Here is a 22,306-nt window from a genome sequence, read left to right as displayed (position 1 = left end):
CAATGATCATTCGTCAGCTTGTCTACCTGGACGCCCTTGCCCGCGAGAAGCATTTTCGACGCGCAGCCGAGGCCTGCCACGTCTCCCAACCCACCCTGTCCACCGCCATCGGCCAGCTGGAGGAGGAACTCGGCGTGCTCATCGTCGAGCGGGGGCGCCGGTTTCAGGGATTGACCAAGGAGGGCGAGGTCGTCCTCGCCCATGCCCGCCGCATCCTGGCGGAGGCCGACCTGCTGAAGGAATCGATCGCCGAGCTCAGGCAGGGCGTGAGCGGCCGTATCCGGCTCGGCGCCATTCCGACAGCCCTGCCGATGATCGCCCATATCACCGCGCCGTTCTCGGAGCGCTACCCGGCGGTCTCCCTGACCGTGCTGTCGCTGACCTCGGCCGAGATCCAGAGCCGAATCGACAATTTCGAGCTCGATGTCGGCCTGACCTATCTCGACAATGAACCTCTCGACCGCGTGATCTCGAAGCCGATCTACCTGGAATCCTATGTGCTGCTGACGCGCGAGGATGGCGAGATCGCGCGGCAGGACACCATCACCTGGGCGGAAGCCGCGGAGCTCAAGCTTTGCCTGCTGACCTCCGACATGCAGAACCGACGGATCATCGACGGCATCTTTCGCTCCGTCGGACATTCGCCTCGGCCGGCAATCGAAACCAACTCGATCTTCAACCTGTGCTCTCATGCCGGGATCCAGGGCGTCTCGAGCATCGTCTCGCTGCAGCTGCTCGAGTTCTTCGGGGTACCGCTCGGAACCAAGGCCCTGCCGCTCGTGGAGCCGGACGCCAAGCGCACCATCGGGCTGATCGTGGCGGACCGCCAGCCCTTCGCGCCCTTGGCGCGAAACCTGCTGATGATGTCGCGCCCGATCAGCGAGGCCGGCCTGCCTCGCCTGCCCATCGTGAGATAGCTGAGTTCTATCTAAGACGGCAGATCCAGCTCCTCCCGGAGGGAACTATAATCGTTTGGCCGCGTTCTATGGATTGGCACGCAAGGAGATGCGGCAAGCATCCCGGGAACGCTGCTTTTTGATAGCTAGAAACTATCACGTAGTTGGAACAAACGATTTGAAATCGTTCCAGCCTTGGCCACCCTGACCACAAGCATGACGGCCGGTTCAACGGCCCGCTTGGAGGAAATATGGCTGAGTTTCCGGCATGGGACCGGGACGAAGCACGTCGAATCGTCGGCGGGCTCGTTCATTTGGAAGGCGCAACCCTGCCCATCCTGCACGCGCTGCAGGAGGAGTTCGGCTATATCGACGCCGAGGCCGTTCCGCTGATCTCGGAAGCGTTGAATCTGTCGCGGGCCGAGGTTCATGGCACGATCAGCTTCTATCACGACTTCCGGTCCGAGCCGCCGCCGCGCCGCGTCGTCAAGCTGTGCCGGGCCGAGGCCTGCCAGGCGCTCGGCTGCGAAGACCTCGTCGCGCATCTTGCCCAGGCGGGCGGCATCGCGGTCGATCACGCGTCTCCCGACAGCCCCGTCGCGGTCGAGACCGTCTATTGCCTCGGCAATTGCGCACTCGGGCCCTCGGCCCTGGTGGATGGCGAACTGATCGGGCGCGTCGACGCAGCGCGCCTGCTTGCGCTTTGCGAGACGCAGCCCGGCTCGAGGGGGCAGCGATGAGCCAGGAGTTCACCAACAGCCCGCCCCCCGGCATCCGCGTCTTCGTGCCGATCGATGCGGCCGCCCTGTCGGTCGGCGCCGAAGCGGTCGCGCAGGCGATCCTGCGAGAAGCCGCGGAGCGCGGCATCGAGATCGAACTCGTCCGCAATGGTTCGCGCGGCCTGCTCTGGCTGGAACCGATGGTCGAGGTTGAAACCAGCGAGGGCCGCGTCGCCTATGGCCCGGTCACCGCGGCAGGGGTAGCCGGCCTGTTCGATGCAGGCTTCATGCATGGCGATGCGCATACGCTGCGGCTTGGCCCGGTCGCCGAACTCGACTGGATGAAGCGCCAGCAACGCCTGACCTTCGAGCGTGTCGGCGTCACCGATCCGCTCTCCCTGCCGGAATATCGCGCCCATGGCGGCCTGGCCGGATTGCAGTCGGCGCTCGCGCTTCAGCCGGCCGAGATCGTCGAGACGGTTCGCGCGTCGGGCCTGCGCGGCCGGGGCGGCGCCGGGTTCCCGACCGGGATCAAATGGAAGACCGTCCAGGACGCCAGGGCCGATCAGAAATATATCGTCTGCAATGCCGATGAGGGCGATTCCGGCACATTTGCCGATCGCATGCTCATCGAGGGCGACCCCTTCCTCCTGATCGAGGGCATGGTGATCGCGGCAATCGCCGTCGGCGCGACGCGTGGCTACATCTATCTGCGCTCGGAATATCCGCATGCCTATCGCACACTCTGCCGCGCCATTCTGAAGGCGGAGCATGCCGGCCTGCTCGGCGACTCGGTCCTCGGTTCCGGACATGCTTTCCACCTCGAGGCCCGGCTCGGGGCCGGCGCCTATATCTGCGGCGAGGAGACGTCGCTGCTCGAAAGCCTGGAAGGAAAGCGGGCGATCGTCCGGGCCAAGCCGCCCCTGCCTGCGCTGCAAGGCCTGTTCGGCAAGCCGACGATCGTCAACAACGTGCTGTCCTTCGCGGCCGTGCCCTGGATCCTGGCCCATGGCGCCCAGGCCTATGCTGATTTCGGCATGGGTCGCTCGCGCGGCACGCTGCCGGTGCAACTCGGCGGCAATGTCAGACGTGGCGGGCTGATCGAACTCGCCTTCGGCATCTCGCTGCGGGAGATCATCGAGGGCTTTGGTGGCGGCACACTGAGCGGCCGGCCGATCCGCGCCGTCCAGGTTGGCGGTCCGCTCGGCGCCTATCTGACTGCGAGCCAACTCGACACGCCGATGGATTACGAGGCGCTGGCGGCCAGCCGGGCGATGCTTGGCCATGGCGGCATCGTCGTGTTCGACGACACGGTCGACATGGCCAAGCAGGCGCGCTTCGCCTTCGCGTTCTGCGCCAAGGAAAGCTGCGGCAAGTGCACGCCCTGCCGCATTGGCGCGACGCGCGGCGTCGAGGTGATGGACCGCATCATCGCAGGCCACGAGCGCCCGAAGAACATCGCCGTGCTGCGCGATCTTTCGCGCCTGATGACCGACGCCTCGCTCTGCGCGATGGGCGGCCTGACCCCCATGCCGGTGCTGAGCGCGCTGAACCATTTTTCCGAGGATTTCGACCGGCCACCGCTGCCGATGGCCGCCGAATGAGGAGCATCTGATGAGCCTGATCAAGGAGATCGATTTCGGGACGCCGATCCGCGTGGCGGAGAAGCTGGTCACGCTGACGGTCGACGGGCAGAGCGTCACGGTGCCGGCCGGCACCTCCGTCATGGCGGCGGCAATGAGCCTCGGCACCAAGATCCCGAAGCTCTGCGCCACCGATACGCTCGAACCCTTCGGCTCGTGCCGGCTCTGCCTCGTCGAGATCGAGGGGCGGCGCGGCACTCCGGCCTCCTGCACCACACCGGCCGAGGACGGCATGGTGGTCAGGACGCAGAGCGAGCAACTCTCGACGCTGCGCAAGGGCGTGATGGAGCTCTACATCTCCGATCATCCGCTGGACTGCCTGACCTGTTCGGCCAATGGCGACTGCGAATTGCAGGACATGGCCGGCGCCGTCGGCCTGCGCGAGGTGCGCTATGGCTATGAGGGTGAGAACCACGTCTTCGCGAAGCAGGACGGCGCGGCCAACGCGCTGTTCCTCGGCAAGGACGCTTCGAACCCCTATTTCACCTATGACCCGTCGAAATGCATCGTCTGCAACCGCTGCGTCCGCGCCTGCGAAGAGGTGCAGGGCACATTCGCACTGACGATCACCGGACGCGGCTTCGAGTCGCGCGTCGCGGCCGGCCCAACCGACTTCCTCGGCTCCGAATGCGTCTCCTGCGGCGCCTGCGTCCAGGCCTGCCCGACCGCGACCCTGATGGAAAACTCCGTCATCGCGATGGGCCAGCCGGAGCATTCCAAGGTCACGACCTGCGCCTATTGCGGCGTCGGCTGCTCGTTCAAGGCCGAGATGCAGGGCGACCGCGTCGTGCGGATGGTTCCCTACAAGGACGGCAAGGCGAACGAGGGACATTCCTGCGTCAAGGGCCGCTTCGCCTGGGGCTATGCGAACCACAAGGACCGCATCACCCAGCCGATGATCCGCGAGAAGATCACCGATCCCTGGCGCGAGGTGTCCTGGAAGGAGGCGATCGGCTACGCGGCGTCCGAGTTCAAGCGGATTCAGGCCAGCTACGGGCGGGAATCGGTTGGTGCGATCACCTCGTCCCGCTGCACCAATGAAGAGGTCTTCCTCGTCCAGAAGCTGGTGCGCGCCGCGTTCCGCAACAACAATGTCGATACCTGCGCCCGCGTCTGCCACTCGCCGACCGGCTACGGTCTGAAGACGACATTTGGCACCTCCGCCGGTACCCAGGACTTCAAGTCGGTGGCCAAGGCGGATGTCATCATGGTCATCGGTGCAAACCCGACCGACGGTCACCCGGTTTTCGCCTCGCGGATGAAGAAGCGCCTGCGCGAGGGCGCCAAGCTGATCGTCGCCGATCCGCGCCGGATCGACCTCGTGAAGTCGCCGCACATCAAGGCCGAGCATCACCTCCAGCTCAGGCCCGGCACCAATGTCGCGCTGATCAATGCGATTGCCCATGTCGTGGTCACCGAGGGGCTGATCGACGAGGATTATGTCCGCGAGCGCTGCGACCTCACCGATTTCGAGATCTGGGCCCGCTTCATCGCCGAAGAGCGCAACTCGCCCGAGGCGAGCGAGGAATTCACCGGCGTGCCGGCGACCGAGGTCCGCGCCGCCGCGCGCCTCTTCGCGACCGGCGGCAATGGTGCGATCTATTACGGGCTCGGCGTCACCGAGCACAGCCAGGGCTCGACCACCGTCATGGCGATGGCGAACCTCGCGATGGCCACCGGCAATATCGGCCGCGAGGGCGTCGGCATCAATCCGCTGCGCGGCCAGAACAATGTCCAGGGCTCCTGCGACATGGGGTCGTTCCCGCATGAGTTCTCCGGCTATCGCCATGTCTCCGACGATGCGACCCGCCAGATCTTCGAGATGATGTGGGGCGTGCCGCTCGAGACCGAGCCGGGCCTGCGCATTCCCAACATGCTCGACGAGGCGGTCGGGGGCACGTTCAAGGGGCTCTATGTCCAGGGCGAGGACATTGCGCAGTCCGATCCCAACACCCAGCACGTCACGGCGGGTCTCGCTGCGATGGAATGCGTCGTCATCCAGGATCTCTTCCTGAATGAGACGGCGAAATACGCCCATGTCTTCCTGCCGGGCTCGTCCTTCCTGGAGAAGGACGGCACCTTCACCAATGCCGAACGCCGGATCAACCGCGTCCGCCAGGTCATGGCGCCGCTCTCGGGCAAGTCGGAATGGCAGGTCACGATCGATCTCGCCAATGCGCTCGGCTATGACATGGCCTACGCCCATCCCAGCGAGATCATGGACGAGATCGCGCGACTGACGCCAAGCTTCGCCGGGGTGAGCTATGACAAGCTCGACAAGCAAGGCTCGGTGCAATGGCCCTGCAACGAGAAAGCCCCGAACGGCACGCCACTGATGCATGTCGACCGCTTCGTGCGCGGCAAGGGCAAGTTCATGATCACGGAATACGTGCCGACGCAGGAGCGCACCGGCCCGCGCTTCCCACTGATCCTGACGACCGGCCGCATTCTCTCGCAGTACAATGTCGGGGCTCAGACGCGCCGGACCGAGAATTCGATCTGGCACGATGAGGATGTGCTCGAAATTCACCCATTCGACGCGGAGAACCGCGGCATCCAGACGGGCGATCTGATCTCGCTTGCCAGCCGCTCGGGCGATATCGCATTGCGGGCCGAGGTCTCGGAACGCATGCAACCGGGCGTGGTCTACACGACCTTCCACCATGCCTCGACCGGCGCCAACGTCATCACCACCGATTATTCGGACTGGGCGACGAACTGCCCGGAATACAAGGTCACGGCCGTCGAGGTTCGGCGCACCAATTACTATTCGCAATGGCAGGAGCGGAACCGGGAGGAAGACGTTTCGCTCAGGCTGATCGCGGGCAGGTTGCCGGATGCCGCAGAATAGTTCGCCCGCCCAGTCCCCGGCCTCCTGCGCCGTCCAGGTCGAACCGCTGCGGTTCGACTCAGGCCCGCAGCCGTTCGCGATCGCCGAGGTCCCGGTCGAGACGCCGGTGAACGTCGTCTATGGCACCCTGCCCTATGCGGTGATGATGGCGAGCCCGGCCGACCTGGAGGATTTCGTCGTCGGCTTCAGCCTGACCGAAGGCATCATCACCGGGGTTGAGGAGATCCGCGAGATCCGGGTCACGCCGCGGGAAGACGGCATCGTGGTCTCGGTCGATCTGGCGCCCGGCCGTTTCCGCGAGCATCTGGCCCGGCGTCGCAATCTCTCGGGCCGCACATCCTGCGGCTTGTGCGGCGTCGAAACCCTGGCCGAGCTGCCGGTCGCGGAGCGGCTGTCCCGCAGCCGCTCCGCGGTGACGCCTGCCGCCATCCGGGCTTCGCTCGCCGCATTGGAAGGCCACCAGCCCCTGCATCGCCTGACGCGCGCCGTCCATGCCGCGGCCTGGTGCGACGGCGAGGGCAAGATCCTGGCTGCACGCGAGGATGTCGGCCGTCACAATGCGCTGGACAAGCTGATCGGCGCCCGGCTTCGTGCCGGCCATGGCACCGATGACGGCTTCGTCCTCGTCACCAGTCGCGCCTCATTCGAGATGGTCGAGAAGGCCGCGATCTTCGGAGCCGGAACGCTGGTTTCGGTTTCGGCCCCGACATCCCTGGCGATCGAGCGGGCCAAGCGCCTCGGCCTCACCCTGGTCAGCATCGCGCGCAGCGATGCTGCCATGCTTTTCACTGGCACGCTCGCGCATGAGCGGGAGGCCCACACGTCATGAGCACGATAGGCAATACGCCCTCCTCGCATGCCGAAGCGGTGCTGGCAGGTAAAGGCGCCAAGCTCGCGCACATGGGCGGCCAGATCGCCGAGTTCTTCCAATCCTACCCGGACGAGCAGGCCGTGCCCGCGATCGCCGACCATATCAACCAGTTCTGGAGCCGGCGCATGCGCGACGACTTCATCGCAGCCTTCGCTGCGAACCCGTCCGGATTGCCACCGCTGCTGCGCAAGGCGCTGCCCAGGATCAAGGGCGCGCCCGCCGGACGCTGACATCTCTGCTGTTCACGGAATGCCACCGGCCCTTCGAGGGAAGGCCGGTGTCGGAAGAAGCCGGTGCGGAAACCGGCCAGGACGCCAAACGCTCGGGGAGAATGACTGGGATGAGCATCGCACAAGATCTGGGGCAAGTCGCACTGTCGCCCGGCCTGCTGGACCGGGAGCGGATCATCGCGACTGCGGGGTTCAATCGCTGGCTGGTGCCGCCTGCGGCGCTCTGCATCCATCTATGCATCGGCATGGCCTATGGTTTCAGCGTGTTCTGGCTGCCGCTCAGCCAAGCGATCGGCATCACCAAGCCCGTCGCCTGCGCGGCGGATGTCGGGCTGATCGGCTCGCTGTTCACGACGAGCTGCGACTGGAAGGTCGCCGATCTCGGCTGGATGTACACGCTGTTCTTCGTGCTGCTCGGCTCTTCGGCAGCGATCTGGGGTGGCTGGCTCGAACGCTCGGGCCCGCGCAAGGCTGCCTTCGTCTCGGCGCTGTGCTGGTGTGGCGGACTGCTGATCTCGGCCCTTGGCGTCTACACCCACCAGCTCTGGCTGATGTGGCTGGGCTCGGGCGTGATCGGCGGCATCGGACTTGGCCTTGGCTACATCTCTCCGGTTTCGACGCTGGTGAAGTGGTTCCCGGACCGGCGCGGCATGGCGACCGGCATGGCGATCATGGGTTTCGGCGGCGGCGCGATGATCGGCTCGCCACTGGCTGACATCCTGATGAACTATTTCAAGACGCCCACCTCCGTCGGTGTCTGGCAAACCTTCGTCGTGATGGCCGTGATCTACTTCGCCTTCATGATGGCAGGTGCCTTCGGCTACCGCATTCCGCCCGCCGGCTGGCGCCCGGAAGGCTGGACGCCGCCGGCAACGCAGAACGCGATGATCACGTCCGGCCATGTCCATCTCAAGGACGCGCACAAGACGCGGCAGTTCTGGCTGATCTGGGCGGTGCTCTGCCTCAACGTCTCCGCCGGCATCGGCGTGCTCGGCATGGCGTCACCCATGCTGCAGGAGATTTTCGCGGGATCGCTGATCGGCAAGCCCGAGATCGGCTTTGCCGCGCTCGATGCCGAGCAGAAGAAGCAGATCGCGACGATCGCCGCGGCCTTTGTCGGCCTGCTCTCGCTGTTCAACATCGTCGGCCGCTTCTTCTGGGCCTCGCTGTCGGACAAGCTCGGGCGCAAGCTGACCTATGCCACCTTCTTCGGCCTCGGCATGCTGCTCTACGGGCTCTCGCCCTGGGCGGCGCATGCCGGCTCGCTGGCGCTGTTCGTCGCCTTCTTCTGCATCATCCTGTCGATGTATGGCGGCGGCTTCGCGACGGTACCGGCCTATCTCGCCGACATGTTCGGAACCCAGTTCGTCGGCGCGATCCACGGGCGCCTGCTGACGGCCTGGTCGACCGCCGGCATCGTCGGCCCGGTGGTCGTGAACTACATCCGCGAGGCGCAGATCAATGCGGGCGTGCCCCGTGCGCAGGTCTATGACCGGACGATGTATATCCTGGCCGGCATGCTGGTGCTGGGCTTCATCTGCAACCTGCTCGTGCGCCCCGTTGCGACGAATTGGTTCATGAAGGACGCGGAAGTCGCCGCCCTCCAGGCCAAGTCGGCCAATGCCAGCGCCAGCCTGCATTACGGCTCCTTCGGCATCGGCAAGGGCGGGCTCGACGGCACGGCGCTGCTCGCCTGGGCCGTCGTCGGCATCCCGATTGCCTGGGGTGTCTGGATCACCCTGTCCAAGTCGCTGGCGCTGTTCCGGTAACCGACAGGATTCGGACGTGACCGTCGAGGCCTGCGGCATGCCGCGGGCCTCGATCCGTTTGGGGCGTGCCGGCCAAGGAGACAGCTCTCCGCCCTCCCCGTTATTCAGACGGAAATACAATGCGATGTCTTGGCTTCTTCGTTAGAGTCATGAAGTAACGGTTGCGCGCAAATCGTCCTTCCCAGCGATGGCCTGGAAGATCTGCGTGGACAACGACCTGCCCGGTCGGTTATATTCCAATGGATATAGCGAACTTCCTGATCGCGCGACCATTGGGTGCCATGCCGGACGACAGAGCGACCTCCCTCCCGGAACCAGCCGCGACGCTGGAAGCCAGGGCCTTGCAGGCCAGCGAGCTGTTCAAGGTCCTGGCTCACAAGAACCGGCTGCAGCTGCTCTATCTGCTTGCAGAGCAGGAACGCTCGGTCGCGGAACTCGAAACCGCCCTGTCCCTGAGCCAGGCCATGGTCTCCCAGCAGCTGACCCGCCTGCGGCTTCAAAGGATCGTGTCGACGCGCCGCGTCGGCCGGCGGATCTTCTACCGCCTGAACGACCGCGGCGTCGGCGCCGTGATCGCGGCCACCCTCGATGCGACGGCTGCGCATTGGACGAAAGCTCACGCCTGATCGAGGCGCGCGCAAAGGCCGGTCTAGTCCTGCTACGCGCCGGACAAGGGCCGTTCCGCCATTTCCGTTGCGACCGGCCCGTCGATCGGCGTGTCGTAGGTCATCAGGATATAGCCGAGCACGGAATAGAATCCGACGGTCGCGATCAGGTCGAAGACCGCCTTGCGCCCGAATGCCTCCGCAAGCTCGGCCTCGAGTTCGGCCGGCAGGCGGCGCTGATCGAAGAGCGCGTCGACAGCGCGGGCGACCAGCCCGTCCTCGCCCTCCGGCATCCCGCGCATCGCGGCGATACGCGCATCGCTCATCCCCAAAACCCGGGACCGGCTGACATGATGGGCCCATTCATAGGGCGAGCCCATCCGGTGCGCGGCGCGCAGGATAACCAGCTCCGAACGCACGGCGCCGAGCGCGCTGTCCCTCACCACATGCTGGCGTAGCGCAGCCCAGGCCTTCAGCAGCTCCGGATGATGGGCCATCGTTCGGTAGACATTGAGCGCGCCGGCAAAACCGGTTCGCATCTCGGCAATCTGGTCCGGCCAGCCGGCGTCAGTGATCGGTGGGCAAGGCGAGTTCGTCATTGTCAATCTCGTTGAAGGCAGCGCCGGAGGATGCCGGTTCTCAAAATCACTGGCCCGAAAAAGTTCCGGTTTTTGGGACCGATGCAAACACGGAAAGGCTGAAGCATCGGGCCAGTCAGCTGCGCACCGCTGCCTCGATCGCCGCGCCGATCCGCTCGACGATAAGGTCGATCTCGTCAGGCTGGATGATGTAGGGCGGTGCAAGCAGCACATGGTCGCCGAGCCGCCCGTCCACTGTGCCACCCATCGGATAGCTCATCAGGCCGCGCGCCATCGCCTCCTTCTTGATCCGGGCATGCAGCTTCAGGGCCGGATCGAAGGGGGCCTTGGTTTCCTTGTCCGCAACGATCTCGATGCCGCGGAACAGACCGCGCCCGCGGATGTCGCCGACATGGGCGTGCTGGCCGAGCCGTGCGTCGAGCCCAGCCTGCAGGCGCTCGCCCATCAGGCGGACATGTCCCATCATTTCCGGCTGCGAGATGATCTCGACGACCTTGTTCGCCGCCGCCGCCGCGAGCGGGTGGCAGATATAGGTATGACCATGCTGGAACAGCCCTGAGCCCTGGGCGAAGGCGTCATAGATCCGCTGCGACAGCAGCACGGCGCCGATCGGCTGATAGCCACCCCCCAGCCCCTTGGCGATGGTGGCGAGGTCGGGCGAGATGCCGTCCTGCTCGCAGGCGAACATCGTGCCGGTGCGGCCCATGCCGCACATCACCTCGTCGAGGATCAGCAGCACGCCGTATTTGTCGCAGACGCGGCGCACCCGCGCGAAATAGTCCGCGACCGGCCCGACAGCTCCCAGCGTTGCGCCGACCACCGGCTCAGCTACGAAGGCGATCACCTCTTCGGCGCCGAGTTCGAGGATCTTCGCCTCCAGTTCGTCGGCGAGCCGTTCGGCATAGGCTTCGGACGTCTCGCCTGGCCTGAGGTCACGATAGGCATAGCAGGGCGAGACATGGTGGCTCTGTGGCAGGATCGGCTGGAACTGCGCCCGCCGCCAGGCATTGCCGCCGGCCGCGAGCGCGCCGAGCGTATTGCCGTGATAGCTCTGCCGGCGGGCGATGAAATGGCGGCGCTGCGGCTGGCCGATTTCGACGAAATATTGCCGCGCCATCTTGAGCGCCGCTTCGACCGCCTCCGAACCGCCCGAGACGAGATAGACGTAGTCCAGCCCTGCTGGCGCCAGGTCGATCAGGCGCTCCGCAAGCTCTTCCGCGACATCGGTGGTGAAGAAGGAGGTGTGGGCATAGCTGATGCGGTCCATCTGGGCGCGCATCGCCGCAAGCACCTCCGGGTGGCCATGGCCGAGGCAGGAGACGGCGGCCCCACCGGAACCGTCGATATAGCTGCGCCCCTCGGCATCCGTGATCGTGATGCCCTGCCCCGCAACCGCTCGCGGTAGCCGCCCATTCAGGGAGCGATGAAGAATCCTGGTCATCCTGGCTTCCGGGTTAGCGTGGCCCCGCCGCCCTCACCGCGGCCTGCAATTCATGGCACAGGGCAGCAATCGGCGCACGTCGCCAGACACCGGTGCCAACAGAGTATCCTGCGGCGCGACGCGCCATACTCTTGTTGAGCACCGAGTCCTGAAGGTCTCTCTGTATGTATTGCGAAAGAGGGGCCTCGCGCCCGCGCTGCTGGCGATATCAGGGTGCTCTTGGCGGCATCCCCGGCGCATCTGCGCCCGCATTTTCCCTCTTCCGGGCGAGCACCTGTTCCGCATCGGCGCCCGGCCGTATTCATGACCGGCGCACCAACGGCAGGTCATAGCTGACGTTACGTAGGCGTCCCTTGAAAGCACAAAGGAAGTGCTTTATATCCTCGGCATGGTTTCGCGCTATCAGTCGACCATGAGCTACGTCCTGGACCCCTCGCCGGACGACATGCGCGCGATCCGCGCAACGCTCGCGGATTATGCCGAGATGATGCGCATTCTCGACGAGATCGAACGGGATCGCGGCGCCAGTGCGAATCTCGTCGCCTTGCACGAGCAGGCTTACGCCACCATCCGCGAACAGACGCGGTTACCGGCGCGGCTGGTGACGCTCGGCCTGCGGGATCACGCCGGCCGAACCAGTGGAACCGTCGTCGCCGACCTGCCGCTGGATGGGCGGCTCTATGCCATCAAGACCCCCACACATCTGAGCCTCTCCACCATCGAGGGGCGCAGGCTCATTCCCTATTCTGTTGCCGGCTACGTACCGGGTTGGTCGGATCACGCCGAAGCACGGCTGGTGCTGCGGGATGACGAGTCTCTCATCCTCGTCGGCATCGCTGCTGCCATCACACCGAAGGAGACCGTCATGGCCACCGAAGGAATTTTATCGCGCATCGGGCGTATCATCGCAGGCGCCGCCCACGGCACCGTCGATGCCCTTGAAGGCGCCAACGCCATCGTCACCGTCGAGCAGTCGATCAGGGAGATCGACGCGGTCGCGGAGGATGCGCGGGCGGGCGCCGGCAAGGCACGCGCCGAAGAGCACCGCCTCAAGGCGAAGATCGCCGAGATCAACGACGAGATCGAGGATCTCGCAGGGAAGATCGAAGTCGGCCTGGCCAGCGGGCGCGAGGATCTGGTCACACCCGTCATCGGCCTGCAGATCGACCTGGAGGCACAGCGCTCGGCGCTGGAGACGGCGCTGACCGAGGCTGCCGGCAAGATCGAGGAGGCGGGCAAGGCCCTCCAGGCTGTCAACTCCGCCCGGCAGGATGCCGTTGCCCGGCTCGCCGCCCTGAAGAAGAGCAAAGGCGCGGAGGATGCGAGCCAGGGCGTGAGTGCCTCGGTCCGCAATGACAACCGACTGGCCCAATCGCTGAACGCGATCGAGCGCGTCACCGGTGTCTCCGGGCGGCCGGAGATAGGCGTCTCCGAGGTCGAGGAACTGGCCCGCCTGCAACGAGAGAGGGCAATCCAGGAGCGGCTGGCCCGCTATAAAGGGCACAGCGGTTCATGAGCGCACTGACTGCGCCGGGCCTCTATCCCTTCACGATCGCTGCGCTGATCCTCGTCGGCATCGTCGCCATCGAGATCCTCGCGATGGTCGTGGGGATGTCGATCTCGTCGCTGGTGAATGACGGGCTCTCCCATCACGGCGTCCATAGCGAGCACGGCCCGCTCGATGCCTGGATGTCCTGGCTCAACCGGGGCGGCGTGCCGCTGCTCGTGCTGATCATGATCTGGCTGGCCTCGTTCGCCATCGCCGGATTCGCCATTCAGGGCGTGGCCCAGGCGCTCCTTTCGCCGCTGCCGACACTGTTTGCCAGCCTGCTCGCCGTGATGGTGGCGCTGCCGACGACACGTGCGCTGTCGCGTTGGACGGCGCGGATTATCCCGGGCGATGAATCCAACGCCATCAGCCAGTCCGACCTGATCGGGCTGACCGGCACGGTGACGCTCGGCCCGCTCGACCAGGGCAAGCCGGGGCGGGTCCGTGTCAGGGACCTGCACGGCAACATCCACGTCCTTCGGGCGAAAGCCGCCGCGGGCCACCTCATCCCGCAAGGGGCGAGCGTTCTGGTGGTCGATGGTTCCAATGGGTTGTTCGAGGCCATTCCTGCGCCCGATGAGCTCGGCGCGCAGACCTGAAGCTGGATAAGGGGAAATACGTTCATGGACTATGTTTCCGTCCTCACGATTGCCGGAACGGCGATTGTGCTCATCATCGGCATCGGCGTGGTCATGGCGGCGCTCTATACGCGCTCGACCCGGGACAAGGCCTATGTCCGTACCGGCCTAGGCGGCAAGCGGGTCGTCCTCGACGGCGGGTCCGTGATCCTGCCGATCTTCCATTCCTATTCCTGGGTGCAGCTCAGCACGTTGCGCCTTGAAGTTCACCGCAGCGAAGGCGAGTCGCTGATCACGGCCGATCGCATGCGCGCCGACATCACCGCGGAGTTCTACGTGCGGGTGAAACCGGATGCGGACAATATCTCCCTGGCGGCGCAGACGCTGGGCGACCGCACCAACAATGCCGACCTGCTGAAGACCCTCGTGGAAGCCAAGTTCGTCGACGGGCTGCGCTCGGTTGCCGCGACCATGAGCCTGAAGGACCTGCAGGAAAAGCGCTCTGACTTCGTGAAGGCGGTGCAGGATGCCGTCGCGGCCGACCTGCAATCCAACGGCCTCGAGCTTGAATCCGTCTCGCTCACGCGGCTCGACCAGACCGACATCAAGCATTTCAACCCCAACAACACTTTCGACGCCGAGGGTTTGACCGCGCTGACCCGCGTCACCGAGGAGCGGCGCCGCGAACGCAACGAGATCGTGCGCGAGAACGAGGTGGCCATCGCGACGAAGGACCGTGAGGCAACGCTGCAGCGCCTGACGATCGAGCGCGAGCAACGCGACGCCGAACTCAACCAGCAGCGCGACATCGTCAACAAGACGGCAGAGACGCGCGCGGAACAGGCCCGTGCGGAGCAGGCCGCACGCCTGGCCGAGGAGACGGCCCGGCTCGAGACCGAACGTGGCGTCGCCAAGAACGAGGCAGAGGCGCGCCAGGCCAAGGAGACCGCCCGCATCACGGCCGAGCGCGGCATCGCCGAAAGCGCGGCCGAAGCGACGCGCATCACCGAGACAGCCAGGATCGACGCCGCCATCGCCGTCGCACAGAAGAGCGAAGCCGAGTCGCAGGCCAAGGCAAAGGCGGAGGAAGCCAAGGCCGCAGCCGTCACCGCCGAGGAGCAGGTCGCGACCGCGCGCGCCGTCGAAGTCGCCGAACGCGCCAAGAAGATCGCCGTCATCGACGCGCGCAAGGACGCCGAGCAGGCCGCGACCGGTATTACGGTGAAGGCCGAGGCCGAACGGGAAGCCGCCGAGAATCTCGCTGCGGCCATGCTGACCAAGGCACAGGCCGAGGCCGAGGCCGCCAAGGTTCGTGCGGGCGGCATCATGGAACTCGGCGAGGCGGAGGCGAAGCGCGAGCGTGCGCTCAACGAAGCCCGCAATTCGCTCTCGCCGCAGATGGTCGATTTCGAGCTGACGAAGCAGCGCATCGCCGTCATTCCCGAAGCTCTCGCGCAGGTGATGAAGCCGATCGAGAAGATCTCCGACATCAAGATCTTCAGTGCGGGCGGCCTGCTCGGCGCCATGGGCGCTGGCGGCGCAGGATCGGCCGGACATGGCGGCCCGATCGCGGACCTCAGCAGCCAGCTCCTCAGCTATGGCGCGCAAAAGCCGATCGTCGATGCGATACTGGCCCAGGCCGGCTTCGCAGGCGATGATCCGGTGCATGCCTTGCTCAACGGAACGCAACACCCGACCGCGCTTCCCGCAGCCGAAAGCGGGGCGGCGTAAGCGACCTTTGCGCCGCGCGGCCCAGCGCCGCTCGGTCGAGAGGCACAAGGCGGCGGCTCAAGCGTCCGGCTTTGACCGCCCCTCCCTCAGAGGCCGGGAGCCTGATCGACAAGCGTCAACCGGGGGATTTTGGTCCCCCGGCCGATGATCGCGCCGGGCGCGATGACCGCGTTCGCGCCGACCCGCACGTGGTCCCCGACGAGCGCCCCGAACTTCTCGACGCCGGGCTCGACGACCCCTCCGCCAAAGACGAAGCGAATAGCCTTCGTCTCCCATTCGTTACGGTGGTTCGCGATGATCGCACCCGCTTCGAGATTGACGTCCGCACCCAGGATCGAGTCGCCGACGAAGTTGAAATGCGCGAGCGTGGCCCCCTGGAACAGGAAGCTCGACTTGAGCTCGCATCCGGGCCCGATGATGCAGCCCTCGTCCAGGAACACGCCGCCACGCAGATAGGCGCCGGCGGCCAGGAAGCAGCCCGGCCCGATGATCGCGGGCCCCTTCAGGACAGCCCCGCTCTCGATGGTCGCGGTCCGGTGCACCGCGATATCGCCTTCACGCCTGTAATCGTCATTAAGAGCGCTGAGCGCCGCTCCGACCAGTTCCGCGGCCCTCTGGGTGATCTGCCAGGCGTGTTGAGCGTCCTGCCGGAATGGCGAAACCGGCCAAAGCGCGACGAATTTCTCGATCCGCAGATCGGCAGACATGGCGTCTCCTCACTCTCTCGATCCCTTCGCTGGCCGAGGTCAGCATCGCAACGCCAATTGCCGTTGATGTGCAGCCGCGAGCCATGCAACACTTTGTATTCAGACCGGACCGAGGACGCTTGGTGTATTTCTCCGCGCATAGTGCCGGGCGACAACAGGGTTAGACGATCCCGCTTCGTCTAACGGCAGGACACCTGATTTTGGCTCAGGGAATTGTGGTTCGAATCCATGAGCGGGAACCACCCCAAATACATCGTCAGCCGGCATTCCCGGTTTCCGGACTTGACCGCGTTCCGAACAATCGTGAACGAAACCCTACCCCCTTGCCCGCTGGCCAGGACATGCTGACGCTCGACCATCTCACCGTGATTGCGCCGACGCTGGTCGAAGGCGTCGCCCATGTTCGATCCTGCCTCGATCTCGATGTCCCTTTCGGGCAGCGCCATGGCTATATGGGCACCTATAATCACCTGCTGCAGCTCGGCGGGACCGTCTATCTGGAAATCGTCGCGCTCGACCCGGATGCGCAAGGGCCTGGCCGCGCACGCTGGTTCGGCCTCGACGATCGCATCGCCGTCAAAGGCGATTGGGATGCGGGGCGCCGCCTGCGCGGCTGGGTCGCGCGAACCGACACCATCGACCTTGTCCTTCAAGGCCGCGAAGACATCTTTGGGCGAAAGGTCTCGCTGCCATGGTCCGCCCCCTCCTTTGACTTCGCGATCCCGGATGGCGGCGCCCTGCCCCTTGGCGGAGCAGCCCCTTCCCTCATCGACAGGCGGGGCAAGCCGCGCGCGATGGCTGCGATTGCGGATCTGGGTGCACGGCTGCGCTCATTCACGCTCGCACACCGTGACGCGGCCACCCTCTCGACGCTCTGTGAGACGCTCGGGATCGACCGTCCGCCTGTCATCATACCAGGCGATGATCTGCGCTATCGTGCGCTGATCGAAACGCCAGCCGGCGTGAAGGAGCTGTCCTGAGCGAGCGAAAAGCCCGATCCCATCGGACTGGTGCTGTCCCCAGCCGGGAGAACTGCCGAGGCCCGTTCGCCCCGATCAGCAGCTCTTGAATCGCATCAACCCGCATGAAAATCTGAACCAATCGCAGAGCGGTTCAATGCAAGATGCCTGGCCATTGCGCCCCATGAACAAGGTACGCCGTATGCCCAAACGCCCACCGTTCGAGCGTATCGCGCTGCTTCTGCAAGGAGGAGGAGCGCTCGGGTCGTATCAGGCCGGAGTTTACCAGGCCCTGGCCGAAGCCGAGCTGCACCCTGATTGGGTGGCGGGCATCTCGATCGGCGCGATCAATTCCGCCCTGATCGCCGGTAATCCGCCGGGGAAGCGCGTGGATGCGCTGCGCGCCTTCTGGGAGGCGATCACTGCACCTCTGCCGGGTTTCCCCGCCTTGCTCTCGTCCATGCTGGGAGCGATGCCCTGGAATGGCGATCTCGCTCACGGCTGGCTCAACCAGACGCGCGCCTTCGCCACGCTGATGGGCGGCGCGCCGGACTTCTTCAGCCCGCGCCCGATCCCGCCCTTCCTGTCCTCGGATAGCGGTGCTGCTGCAGAGAGCTTCTACGATGTCAGCCCGCTCAAGGCGACGCTGGAGCGGCTCGTCGATTTCGATCGCATCAATGCCGGCCCGATACGCTTCAGCGTAGGAGCCGTGAATGTGAGAACGGGCAATTTCGCCTATTTCGACACGGCGACCCATGTCATCGCGGCCGAGCATGTCATGGCCAGCGGGGCCTTGCCGCCGGGCTTCCCGGCGGTGGAGATCGATGGCGAGAGCTACTGGGATGGCGGACTTGTTTCCAACACTCCGCTGCAATGGGTCCTGGACAGCCGGCCTCGCCAGGACACGCTCGCATTTCAGGTCGACCTGTGGAGCGCGAAGGGCGAGTTTCCCAAGGATCTGGCCAGCCAGGATTCGCGCTTGAAGGATATCCGCTTCTCAAGCCGCACACGTGCAGCGACCGACCAGTTCCGGAAGAACCAGAGCCTGCGACGCGCGCTGCGGCATCTGATCGAATACGTTCCGAAAACGGCATTGGCCAACGCCGATCCTGACGTTCTCGCGTTGATCGCCGAGGCCGACGACAAGATCCACAACATCGTCCACCTGATCTACCGCTCCAAGAGCTATGAGGGCTCCTCCAAGGACTACGAGTTTTCGCGCGCGACCATGGAAGAGCATTGGGCATCGGGCTACGAAGACGCGTGCTTCACCCTGAGCTATCCCGAAGTGCTTCGGCCCGCGGAGACGCCCGATGGCGTCGCCACCTTCGATCTGGCTGAACTGGCGATGCGAAAGCGCAGTTAGTGGCTTGCGAGCATGTCGCAGCAGGCTTCAGGCAACGAGCAACGAGGACACAGCGTCATGAAGATCGCCGATGTGCGCGCCAATGCTTTCGCGATGCCACTGAACAATCCCGCCTACCCGAAGCCGCCCTACAAATTCTACAATCGCGAATTCGTCGTCATCAACTACCGGACGGATATCGAGCGGCTGCGCGCGTTCGTGCCCGAGCCGCTGGAGGTCATCGGCGATACCGTGGCCTATGAGTTCATCCGCATGCCGGATTCGACCGGCTTCGGCGACTATACCGAGACGGGTCAGGTCATCCCGGTGCGCTTCACCACCGCGTCGGGCGAGGTCCAGGAAGGCGGCTATGTCCACGCCATGTATCTCGACGACAATTCACCCATCGCCGGCGGGCGCGAGATCTGGGGCTTCCCGAAGAAACTCGCGACGCCGAAGCTGACGCATCAACAGGAGACGCTCGTCGGCACCCTGCATTACGGCTCGGTCCTCTGCGCGACCGCCACCATGGGCTACAAGCATCGCGAACTCGATCTGGCGCCGCTTGCCAAGGCCATGGCCAGGCCCGCCTTCATGATCAAGATCATCCCTCATGTCGACGGTTCGCCGCGCATCTGCGAGCTGGTGCGCTACTACATGGAGGACGTGACGTTGAAAKGGGCCTGGTCCGGCCCGGCCGCGCTACAGCTCTTCGAGCATGCGATGTGTGACGTGGCGCGGTTGCCCGTTCACGAAGTGGTCTCGGCGAGCCACTACATTGCCGACCTGACGCTGGGCCTCGGCGAGGTCGTGTTTGACTACCTCGCGACCGACGCAGCCAAGGCCTGAACGGCGATCCGTTCGGCGCGGCGAGCGCGCGGCGGCGGATGGGAACAGCGTTTCAGTGTCGGAAACATCCTAGCTCCCTTGTCGAAGAGCTGCGGGACCGTCACCCCACGCGGAATAATCGACACTGCCGTGGTGGCCCGGCGCGCTGTTTCAGTCCGCCCGTGGGTGGTGGATCAGAGCGATGACGAGCAAGCAGTCGTTGTTGCAGACGGCGGCCGCTCCAAGATAGCGAAACGGATCGGTTCCGACGCAACGCCGCCTCATTGAGACAAGTGCAGTGAAGATGCCGAAACGTCAGCATTCACGGTAAGTGTTGCTGATTTGTATCTGCGCTCAGCTTCCGTATTCCCGCGGATAGTTCTCGTCAACAATGGCTATTCACCGTAAGCGCGGTCTGACGGCCGCCTTGCGCGAAGAGTCCTGATCGCGCTGTTTCGATGTCTCCTGAACGGAGACGGGCATGGCCGACGAGATCGACGGAGATGCGAGGGGTCCTACGACCGATCGTAGGAGTGGTCACAGCGGCCGCGTGCAGGTGATCGCGCGGATGTCGAGCCGGCGGTCGTGGTCGACGGACGAGAAGCTGGCGATCCTCGAGGAGGCGTTCGGCGCGGGCGGATCGGTGTCGCGGACGGCTGATCATCACGCGATCGGCACGGGCCAGATTTACACGTGGCGCCGCTTGGCTCTGGACGGTTCCCTGGGCGCGCCAAGGCCAGCCGCGCCGACGTTTGCTCGGGTCGAGATTACCGACGCTCCGCCACAGGGATCGGCGGTGGCGCGTCGGGAGCCTGGACGATGCGAGATGTCGTTGCCGGCGTCGAAGCCAACGCCGACACTGATCGAGATCGAGCTTCCCTCCGGCGTCAGGGTTCGGGTTGATGGCGGCGTCGACGGGAAGGCGTTGAAGCGAGTGCTCGCCGCGCTCGGCGCGCGATGATCCCGCTCTCCGTCAACGGCCGGGTCTATCTCGCCTGCGGCGCGACGGACATGCGTCGCGGCTTCGACGGCCTGGCGGTGATGATCCAGGAGGTGCTGGCGCAGGATCCTCATTCGGGCGCGCTGTTCGCCTTCAGGGGAAAGCGCGGCGACCTGGTCAAGCTTTTGTGGTGGGATGGTCAGGGCCTTTGCCTGTTCGCAAAGCGGCTTGAGAAGGGACGCTTCGTGTGGCCGGCTGCGGCGACGGGGACGGTGTCGCTGACAGCGGCGCAGTTGGCGATGCTAATGGAGGGCATTGACTGGCGCGCTCCGATCAGGAGCTGGCGGCCAGGATTGGCTGGATAGGTAACGCATTGAATCAGAACGTTTTTACTGTCGTTCAGAGGCGTTTTGTGCTATCCATCCCTGGTGTCGAGCAGCACCGCATCGCTTCCTGATGACGTCGAATCCCTGCGCCGCCTCGTCGTCGCGCAGCGTGAGGAACTCGACCGCGAGCGGGTCGCCCGAGCCGTCGTGGAAAGCGCGCTGCTCGGCCGCGATCTGCTGATCGAGAAGCTCAAGGTTCAGATCGCCCGGCTCAAGCGGATGCATTTTGGCCGGTCCTCGGAAAAGCTGGCAACCGAGATCGCCCAGCTCGAACTGGCGCTGGAGGAACTGGAGACGGCGGAGGCGGAACTGCCGCGGCGCAGCCCGTCCATCGCGCCCGCGCGAAAGGCGCCGGATCGAGCCTTGCCGTCGCATCTGCCGCGCGAGGAGATCGTGCACCTGCCCGGCAGCGGTGACTGCGTCTGCCCGGCCTGCGGCGGGGCGCTGCGCCGTCTCGGCCAGGATGCCGACGAGGTGCTCGACATTGAGCCGGTCGCCTTCAGGGTGGTGCGCCATGTCCGGCCGAAGTTCTCCTGCCGCGCCTGCGAGGCGATCGTGCAGGCTCCGGAGAAGGCCATCGCACGCGGCAAGGCAAGCTTCCGCATGATCGCGCACGTTCTCGTCTCGAAGTTCGACCACCATCTTCCCTTGTATCGCCAGGCCGAGATCATGGCGGCGCAGGGCATCGACATCGATCGCTCGACCTTGGCCGGCTGGACGGGCCAAGGCGCAGCCCTGCTCGATCCGATCGTGGCGCGCATCAGGGAAACGGTTCTGGCCGCGACAAAACTCCACACCGACGACACGCCGGTGCCGATGCTCGATCCCGGCAGCGGCAAGACGAAGACGGCACGGCTCTGGGTTCATGCGATCGACGATCGTCCGCATGGCGGGCCGACCATGCCCGCCGTCTGGTTCGCGTTCACGACGGATCGGCGCGCCGAACATCCACAGACCCTGTTGAAGGACTTCCGGGGCCATCTCCAGGCGGACGCCTATGCCGGCTACGACGAGCTCTATCGCAGCGGCCGCGCCGTCGAGGTCGCATGCTGGGGGCATGCCCGCCGCAAGATCTTCGATCTGCACCAGACCCAGGCGACGCCCGCCACAACCGAACTCCTGGAGCGGATCGGCGGCCTCTTCATGGTCGAAAAGACTGTACGCGGCCAGCCGCCCGATATCCGACATGCAGCGCGCCAGGGGCAGTCGCGGCCTCAACTCGAGGAGCTGAAGGCGCGCATGGAAGCGATCCGCGCCAAGCTCTCGGCGAAAAGCGCGCTTGCCGTGGCGATCACCTACGCTCTCAGACGATGGCCGGCGCTCACCCGCTATCTCGACCATGGCCATCKGGAGATCGACAACCTGATCGCCGAACGCGCGCTGCGAGGCGTCGCAATCGGGCGCCGCAACTGGCTCTTCGCCGGATCAAAAGCCGGGGGCGAGCGGGCCGCCGCCATCTACTCGATCATCGAGACCTGCAAGATGAACGGCGTCGAGCCCTTCGCCTACATCGCAGACGTCACCCGCAAGATCGCTGAAGGCTGGCCCAATAGCCGCATCGGCGAGCTCATGCCGTGGCAATGGACGGCGGAAACCAAGCAGATCGCCGCCTGACGCAGCGCGGTCCGCAGACCACGCTTACCCGCAGACCACGCTTAC

Annotated in this window: 20 protein-coding genes and 1 tRNA gene; 18 read left to right on the top strand and 3 right to left on the bottom strand. The window is 65.3% G+C overall.

All coding sequences use genetic code 11. The annotated features are described in order from the left end of the window. Positions 1 to 2: 2 nt before the first annotated feature. From AC1DW9_RS26065 to AC1DW9_RS26030, 8 genes are all read left to right on the top strand, one after another. The gene (locus AC1DW9_RS26065) at positions 3 to 917 is read left to right on the top strand and encodes a LysR family transcriptional regulator (RefSeq protein WP_441491039.1); all 915 of its coding nucleotides are present in this window, start codon (positions 3 to 5) and stop codon (positions 915 to 917) included. A gap of 230 nt (positions 918 to 1,147) precedes the next feature. Continuing rightward, positions 1,148 to 1,636, top strand: a complete 489-nt coding sequence (locus AC1DW9_RS26060) for an NAD(P)H-dependent oxidoreductase subunit E (protein ID WP_441491040.1) — start codon at positions 1,148 to 1,150, stop codon at positions 1,634 to 1,636. Further along, positions 1,633 to 3,219 carry a formate dehydrogenase beta subunit gene (locus AC1DW9_RS26055; RefSeq protein ID WP_476776586.1) on the top strand — a complete coding sequence of 529 codons (1,587 nt, stop codon included), beginning with the start codon at positions 1,633 to 1,635 and terminating at the stop codon, positions 3,217 to 3,219. Before AC1DW9_RS26060 ends, AC1DW9_RS26055 begins: the two co-directional genes overlap by 4 nt. Positions 3,220 to 3,229: 10 nt before the next feature. Further along, positions 3,230 to 6,109, top strand: a complete 2,880-nt coding sequence (gene fdhF, locus AC1DW9_RS26050) for a formate dehydrogenase subunit alpha (protein WP_476776585.1) — start codon at positions 3,230 to 3,232, stop codon at positions 6,107 to 6,109. Next, positions 6,096 to 6,938, top strand: a complete 843-nt coding sequence (fdhD, locus tag AC1DW9_RS26045) for a formate dehydrogenase accessory sulfurtransferase FdhD (protein WP_441507730.1) — start codon at positions 6,096 to 6,098, stop codon at positions 6,936 to 6,938. Before fdhF ends, fdhD begins: the two co-directional genes overlap by 14 nt. Then, on the top strand, positions 6,935 to 7,210 hold the full coding sequence (locus tag AC1DW9_RS26040; protein WP_476776584.1) for a formate dehydrogenase subunit delta: 276 nt from the start codon (positions 6,935 to 6,937) through the stop codon (positions 7,208 to 7,210). Before fdhD ends, AC1DW9_RS26040 begins: the two co-directional genes overlap by 4 nt. 110 nt (positions 7,211 to 7,320) lie before the next feature. Next, positions 7,321 to 8,979, top strand: a complete 1,659-nt coding sequence (locus AC1DW9_RS26035) for an OFA family MFS transporter (protein ID WP_476776583.1) — start codon at positions 7,321 to 7,323, stop codon at positions 8,977 to 8,979. Positions 8,980 to 9,218: 239 nt separating this feature from the next. Beyond that, positions 9,219 to 9,605 carry an ArsR/SmtB family transcription factor gene (locus tag AC1DW9_RS26030; RefSeq protein ID WP_476776582.1) on the top strand — a complete coding sequence of 129 codons (387 nt, stop codon included), beginning with the start codon at positions 9,219 to 9,221 and terminating at the stop codon, positions 9,603 to 9,605. Positions 9,606 to 9,637: 32 nt separating this feature from the next. Here the strand turns inward: AC1DW9_RS26030 and AC1DW9_RS26025 are convergent, their stop codons facing one another. Beyond that, positions 9,638 to 10,183 (bottom strand): carboxymuconolactone decarboxylase family protein, encoded by a 546-nt coding sequence (locus AC1DW9_RS26025; protein ID WP_441491047.1) that lies wholly within the window; start codon positions 10,181 to 10,183, stop codon positions 9,638 to 9,640. A gap of 115 nt (positions 10,184 to 10,298) precedes the next feature. After that, positions 10,299 to 11,624, bottom strand: a complete 1,326-nt coding sequence (locus AC1DW9_RS26020) for an aspartate aminotransferase family protein (RefSeq protein ID WP_476776581.1) — start codon at positions 11,622 to 11,624, stop codon at positions 10,299 to 10,301. A gap of 370 nt (positions 11,625 to 11,994) precedes the next feature. Between AC1DW9_RS26020 and AC1DW9_RS26015 the strand changes: the two genes are divergently transcribed. The 3 genes from AC1DW9_RS26015 to AC1DW9_RS26005 are packed head-to-tail and all read left to right on the top strand — an operon-like array spanning position 11,995 to position 15,482. Beyond that, entirely contained in the window at positions 11,995 to 13,140 is a 1,146-nt protein-coding gene (locus AC1DW9_RS26015; RefSeq protein ID WP_476776580.1) for a PspA/IM30 family protein, read from the top strand. Continuing rightward, positions 13,137 to 13,772 carry an OB-fold-containig protein gene (locus AC1DW9_RS26010; RefSeq protein WP_476776579.1) on the top strand — a complete coding sequence of 212 codons (636 nt, stop codon included), beginning with the start codon at positions 13,137 to 13,139 and terminating at the stop codon, positions 13,770 to 13,772. Before AC1DW9_RS26015 ends, AC1DW9_RS26010 begins: the two co-directional genes overlap by 4 nt. A 24-nt stretch (positions 13,773 to 13,796) precedes the next feature. Continuing rightward, positions 13,797 to 15,482 carry a flotillin family protein gene (locus AC1DW9_RS26005; protein ID WP_476776578.1) on the top strand — a complete coding sequence of 562 codons (1,686 nt, stop codon included), beginning with the start codon at positions 13,797 to 13,799 and terminating at the stop codon, positions 15,480 to 15,482. Positions 15,483 to 15,568: 86 nt separating this feature from the next. Here the strand turns inward: AC1DW9_RS26005 and AC1DW9_RS26000 are convergent, their stop codons facing one another. Further along, complete coding sequence (locus tag AC1DW9_RS26000; RefSeq protein ID WP_476769893.1) at positions 15,569 to 16,189, bottom strand: LbetaH domain-containing protein; 621 nt, start codon at positions 16,187 to 16,189, stop codon at positions 15,569 to 15,571. Between the two features lie 168 nt (positions 16,190 to 16,357). Between AC1DW9_RS26000 and AC1DW9_RS25995 the strand changes: the two genes are divergently transcribed. The 7 genes from AC1DW9_RS25995 to tnpC all read left to right on the top strand — a co-directional run bounded on the left by AC1DW9_RS25995 (position 16,358) and on the right by tnpC (position 22,261). Next, positions 16,358 to 16,431, top strand: a tRNA-Gln gene (locus AC1DW9_RS25995). A gap of 81 nt (positions 16,432 to 16,512) precedes the next feature. Beyond that, positions 16,513 to 17,169 (top strand): VOC family protein, encoded by a 657-nt coding sequence (locus tag AC1DW9_RS25990; RefSeq protein ID WP_476776577.1) that lies wholly within the window; start codon positions 16,513 to 16,515, stop codon positions 17,167 to 17,169. Positions 17,170 to 17,350: 181 nt separating this feature from the next. Continuing rightward, complete coding sequence (locus tag AC1DW9_RS25985; protein ID WP_476776576.1) at positions 17,351 to 18,514, top strand: patatin-like phospholipase family protein; 1,164 nt, start codon at positions 17,351 to 17,353, stop codon at positions 18,512 to 18,514. 57 nt (positions 18,515 to 18,571) lie between these two features. Further along, the gene (locus AC1DW9_RS25980; RefSeq protein WP_476855218.1) at positions 18,572 to 19,342 is read left to right on the top strand and encodes an acetoacetate decarboxylase; all 771 of its coding nucleotides are present in this window, start codon (positions 18,572 to 18,574) and stop codon (positions 19,340 to 19,342) included. 460 nt (positions 19,343 to 19,802) lie between these two features. Beyond that, the gene (tnpA, locus tag AC1DW9_RS25975) at positions 19,803 to 20,282 is read left to right on the top strand and encodes an IS66-like element accessory protein TnpA (protein ID WP_441509181.1); all 480 of its coding nucleotides are present in this window, start codon (positions 19,803 to 19,805) and stop codon (positions 20,280 to 20,282) included. Continuing rightward, the gene (gene tnpB / locus AC1DW9_RS25970) at positions 20,279 to 20,626 is read left to right on the top strand and encodes an IS66 family insertion sequence element accessory protein TnpB (protein WP_441509182.1); all 348 of its coding nucleotides are present in this window, start codon (positions 20,279 to 20,281) and stop codon (positions 20,624 to 20,626) included. The genes tnpA and tnpB overlap by 4 nt, the downstream gene beginning before the upstream one ends. Positions 20,627 to 20,689: 63 nt before the next feature. Continuing rightward, positions 20,690 to 22,261 (top strand): IS66 family transposase, encoded by a 1,572-nt coding sequence (gene tnpC, locus AC1DW9_RS25965; protein WP_476855217.1) that lies wholly within the window; start codon positions 20,690 to 20,692, stop codon positions 22,259 to 22,261. Positions 22,262 to 22,306: the final 45 nt, after the last annotated feature.

This window comes from Allobosea sp. P4_E12 (assembly GCF_056401655.1).
Note: the sequence above shows the minus strand (reverse complement) of the source record. Positions and strands in the feature narration are given on the sequence as shown.

What these genes read in the sequence shown, in the direction of transcription:
- AC1DW9_RS26065 (WP_441491039.1), top strand. Translation starts at nt 3, where the DNA reads ATGATCATTCGTCAGCTTGTCTACCTGGACGCCCTTGCCCGCGAGAAG.
- AC1DW9_RS26060 (WP_441491040.1), top strand. Translation starts at nt 1,148, where the DNA reads ATGGCTGAGTTTCCGGCATGGGACCGGGACGAAGCACGTCGAATCGTC.
- AC1DW9_RS26055 (WP_476776586.1), top strand. Translation starts at nt 1,633, where the DNA reads ATGAGCCAGGAGTTCACCAACAGCCCGCCCCCCGGCATCCGCGTCTTC.
- fdhF (WP_476776585.1), top strand. Translation starts at nt 3,230, where the DNA reads ATGAGCCTGATCAAGGAGATCGATTTCGGGACGCCGATCCGCGTGGCG.
- fdhD (WP_441507730.1), top strand. Translation starts at nt 6,096, where the DNA reads ATGCCGCAGAATAGTTCGCCCGCCCAGTCCCCGGCCTCCTGCGCCGTC.
- AC1DW9_RS26040 (WP_476776584.1), top strand. Translation starts at nt 6,935, where the DNA reads ATGAGCACGATAGGCAATACGCCCTCCTCGCATGCCGAAGCGGTGCTG.
- AC1DW9_RS26035 (WP_476776583.1), top strand. Translation starts at nt 7,321, where the DNA reads ATGAGCATCGCACAAGATCTGGGGCAAGTCGCACTGTCGCCCGGCCTG.
- AC1DW9_RS26030 (WP_476776582.1), top strand. Translation starts at nt 9,219, where the DNA reads ATGGATATAGCGAACTTCCTGATCGCGCGACCATTGGGTGCCATGCCG.
- AC1DW9_RS26025 (WP_441491047.1), bottom strand. Translation starts at nt 10,183, where the DNA reads ATGACGAACTCGCCTTGCCCACCGATCACTGACGCCGGCTGGCCGGAC.
- AC1DW9_RS26020 (WP_476776581.1), bottom strand. Translation starts at nt 11,624, where the DNA reads ATGACCAGGATTCTTCATCGCTCCCTGAATGGGCGGCTACCGCGAGCG.
- AC1DW9_RS26010 (WP_476776579.1), top strand. Translation starts at nt 13,137, where the DNA reads ATGAGCGCACTGACTGCGCCGGGCCTCTATCCCTTCACGATCGCTGCG.
- AC1DW9_RS26005 (WP_476776578.1), top strand. Translation starts at nt 13,797, where the DNA reads ATGGACTATGTTTCCGTCCTCACGATTGCCGGAACGGCGATTGTGCTC.
- AC1DW9_RS26000 (WP_476769893.1), bottom strand. Translation starts at nt 16,189, where the DNA reads ATGTCTGCCGATCTGCGGATCGAGAAATTCGTCGCGCTTTGGCCGGTT.
- AC1DW9_RS25985 (WP_476776576.1), top strand. Translation starts at nt 17,351, where the DNA reads ATGCCCAAACGCCCACCGTTCGAGCGTATCGCGCTGCTTCTGCAAGGA.
- tnpA (WP_441509181.1), top strand. Translation starts at nt 19,803, where the DNA reads ATGGCCGACGAGATCGACGGAGATGCGAGGGGTCCTACGACCGATCGT.
- tnpB (WP_441509182.1), top strand. Translation starts at nt 20,279, where the DNA reads ATGATCCCGCTCTCCGTCAACGGCCGGGTCTATCTCGCCTGCGGCGCG.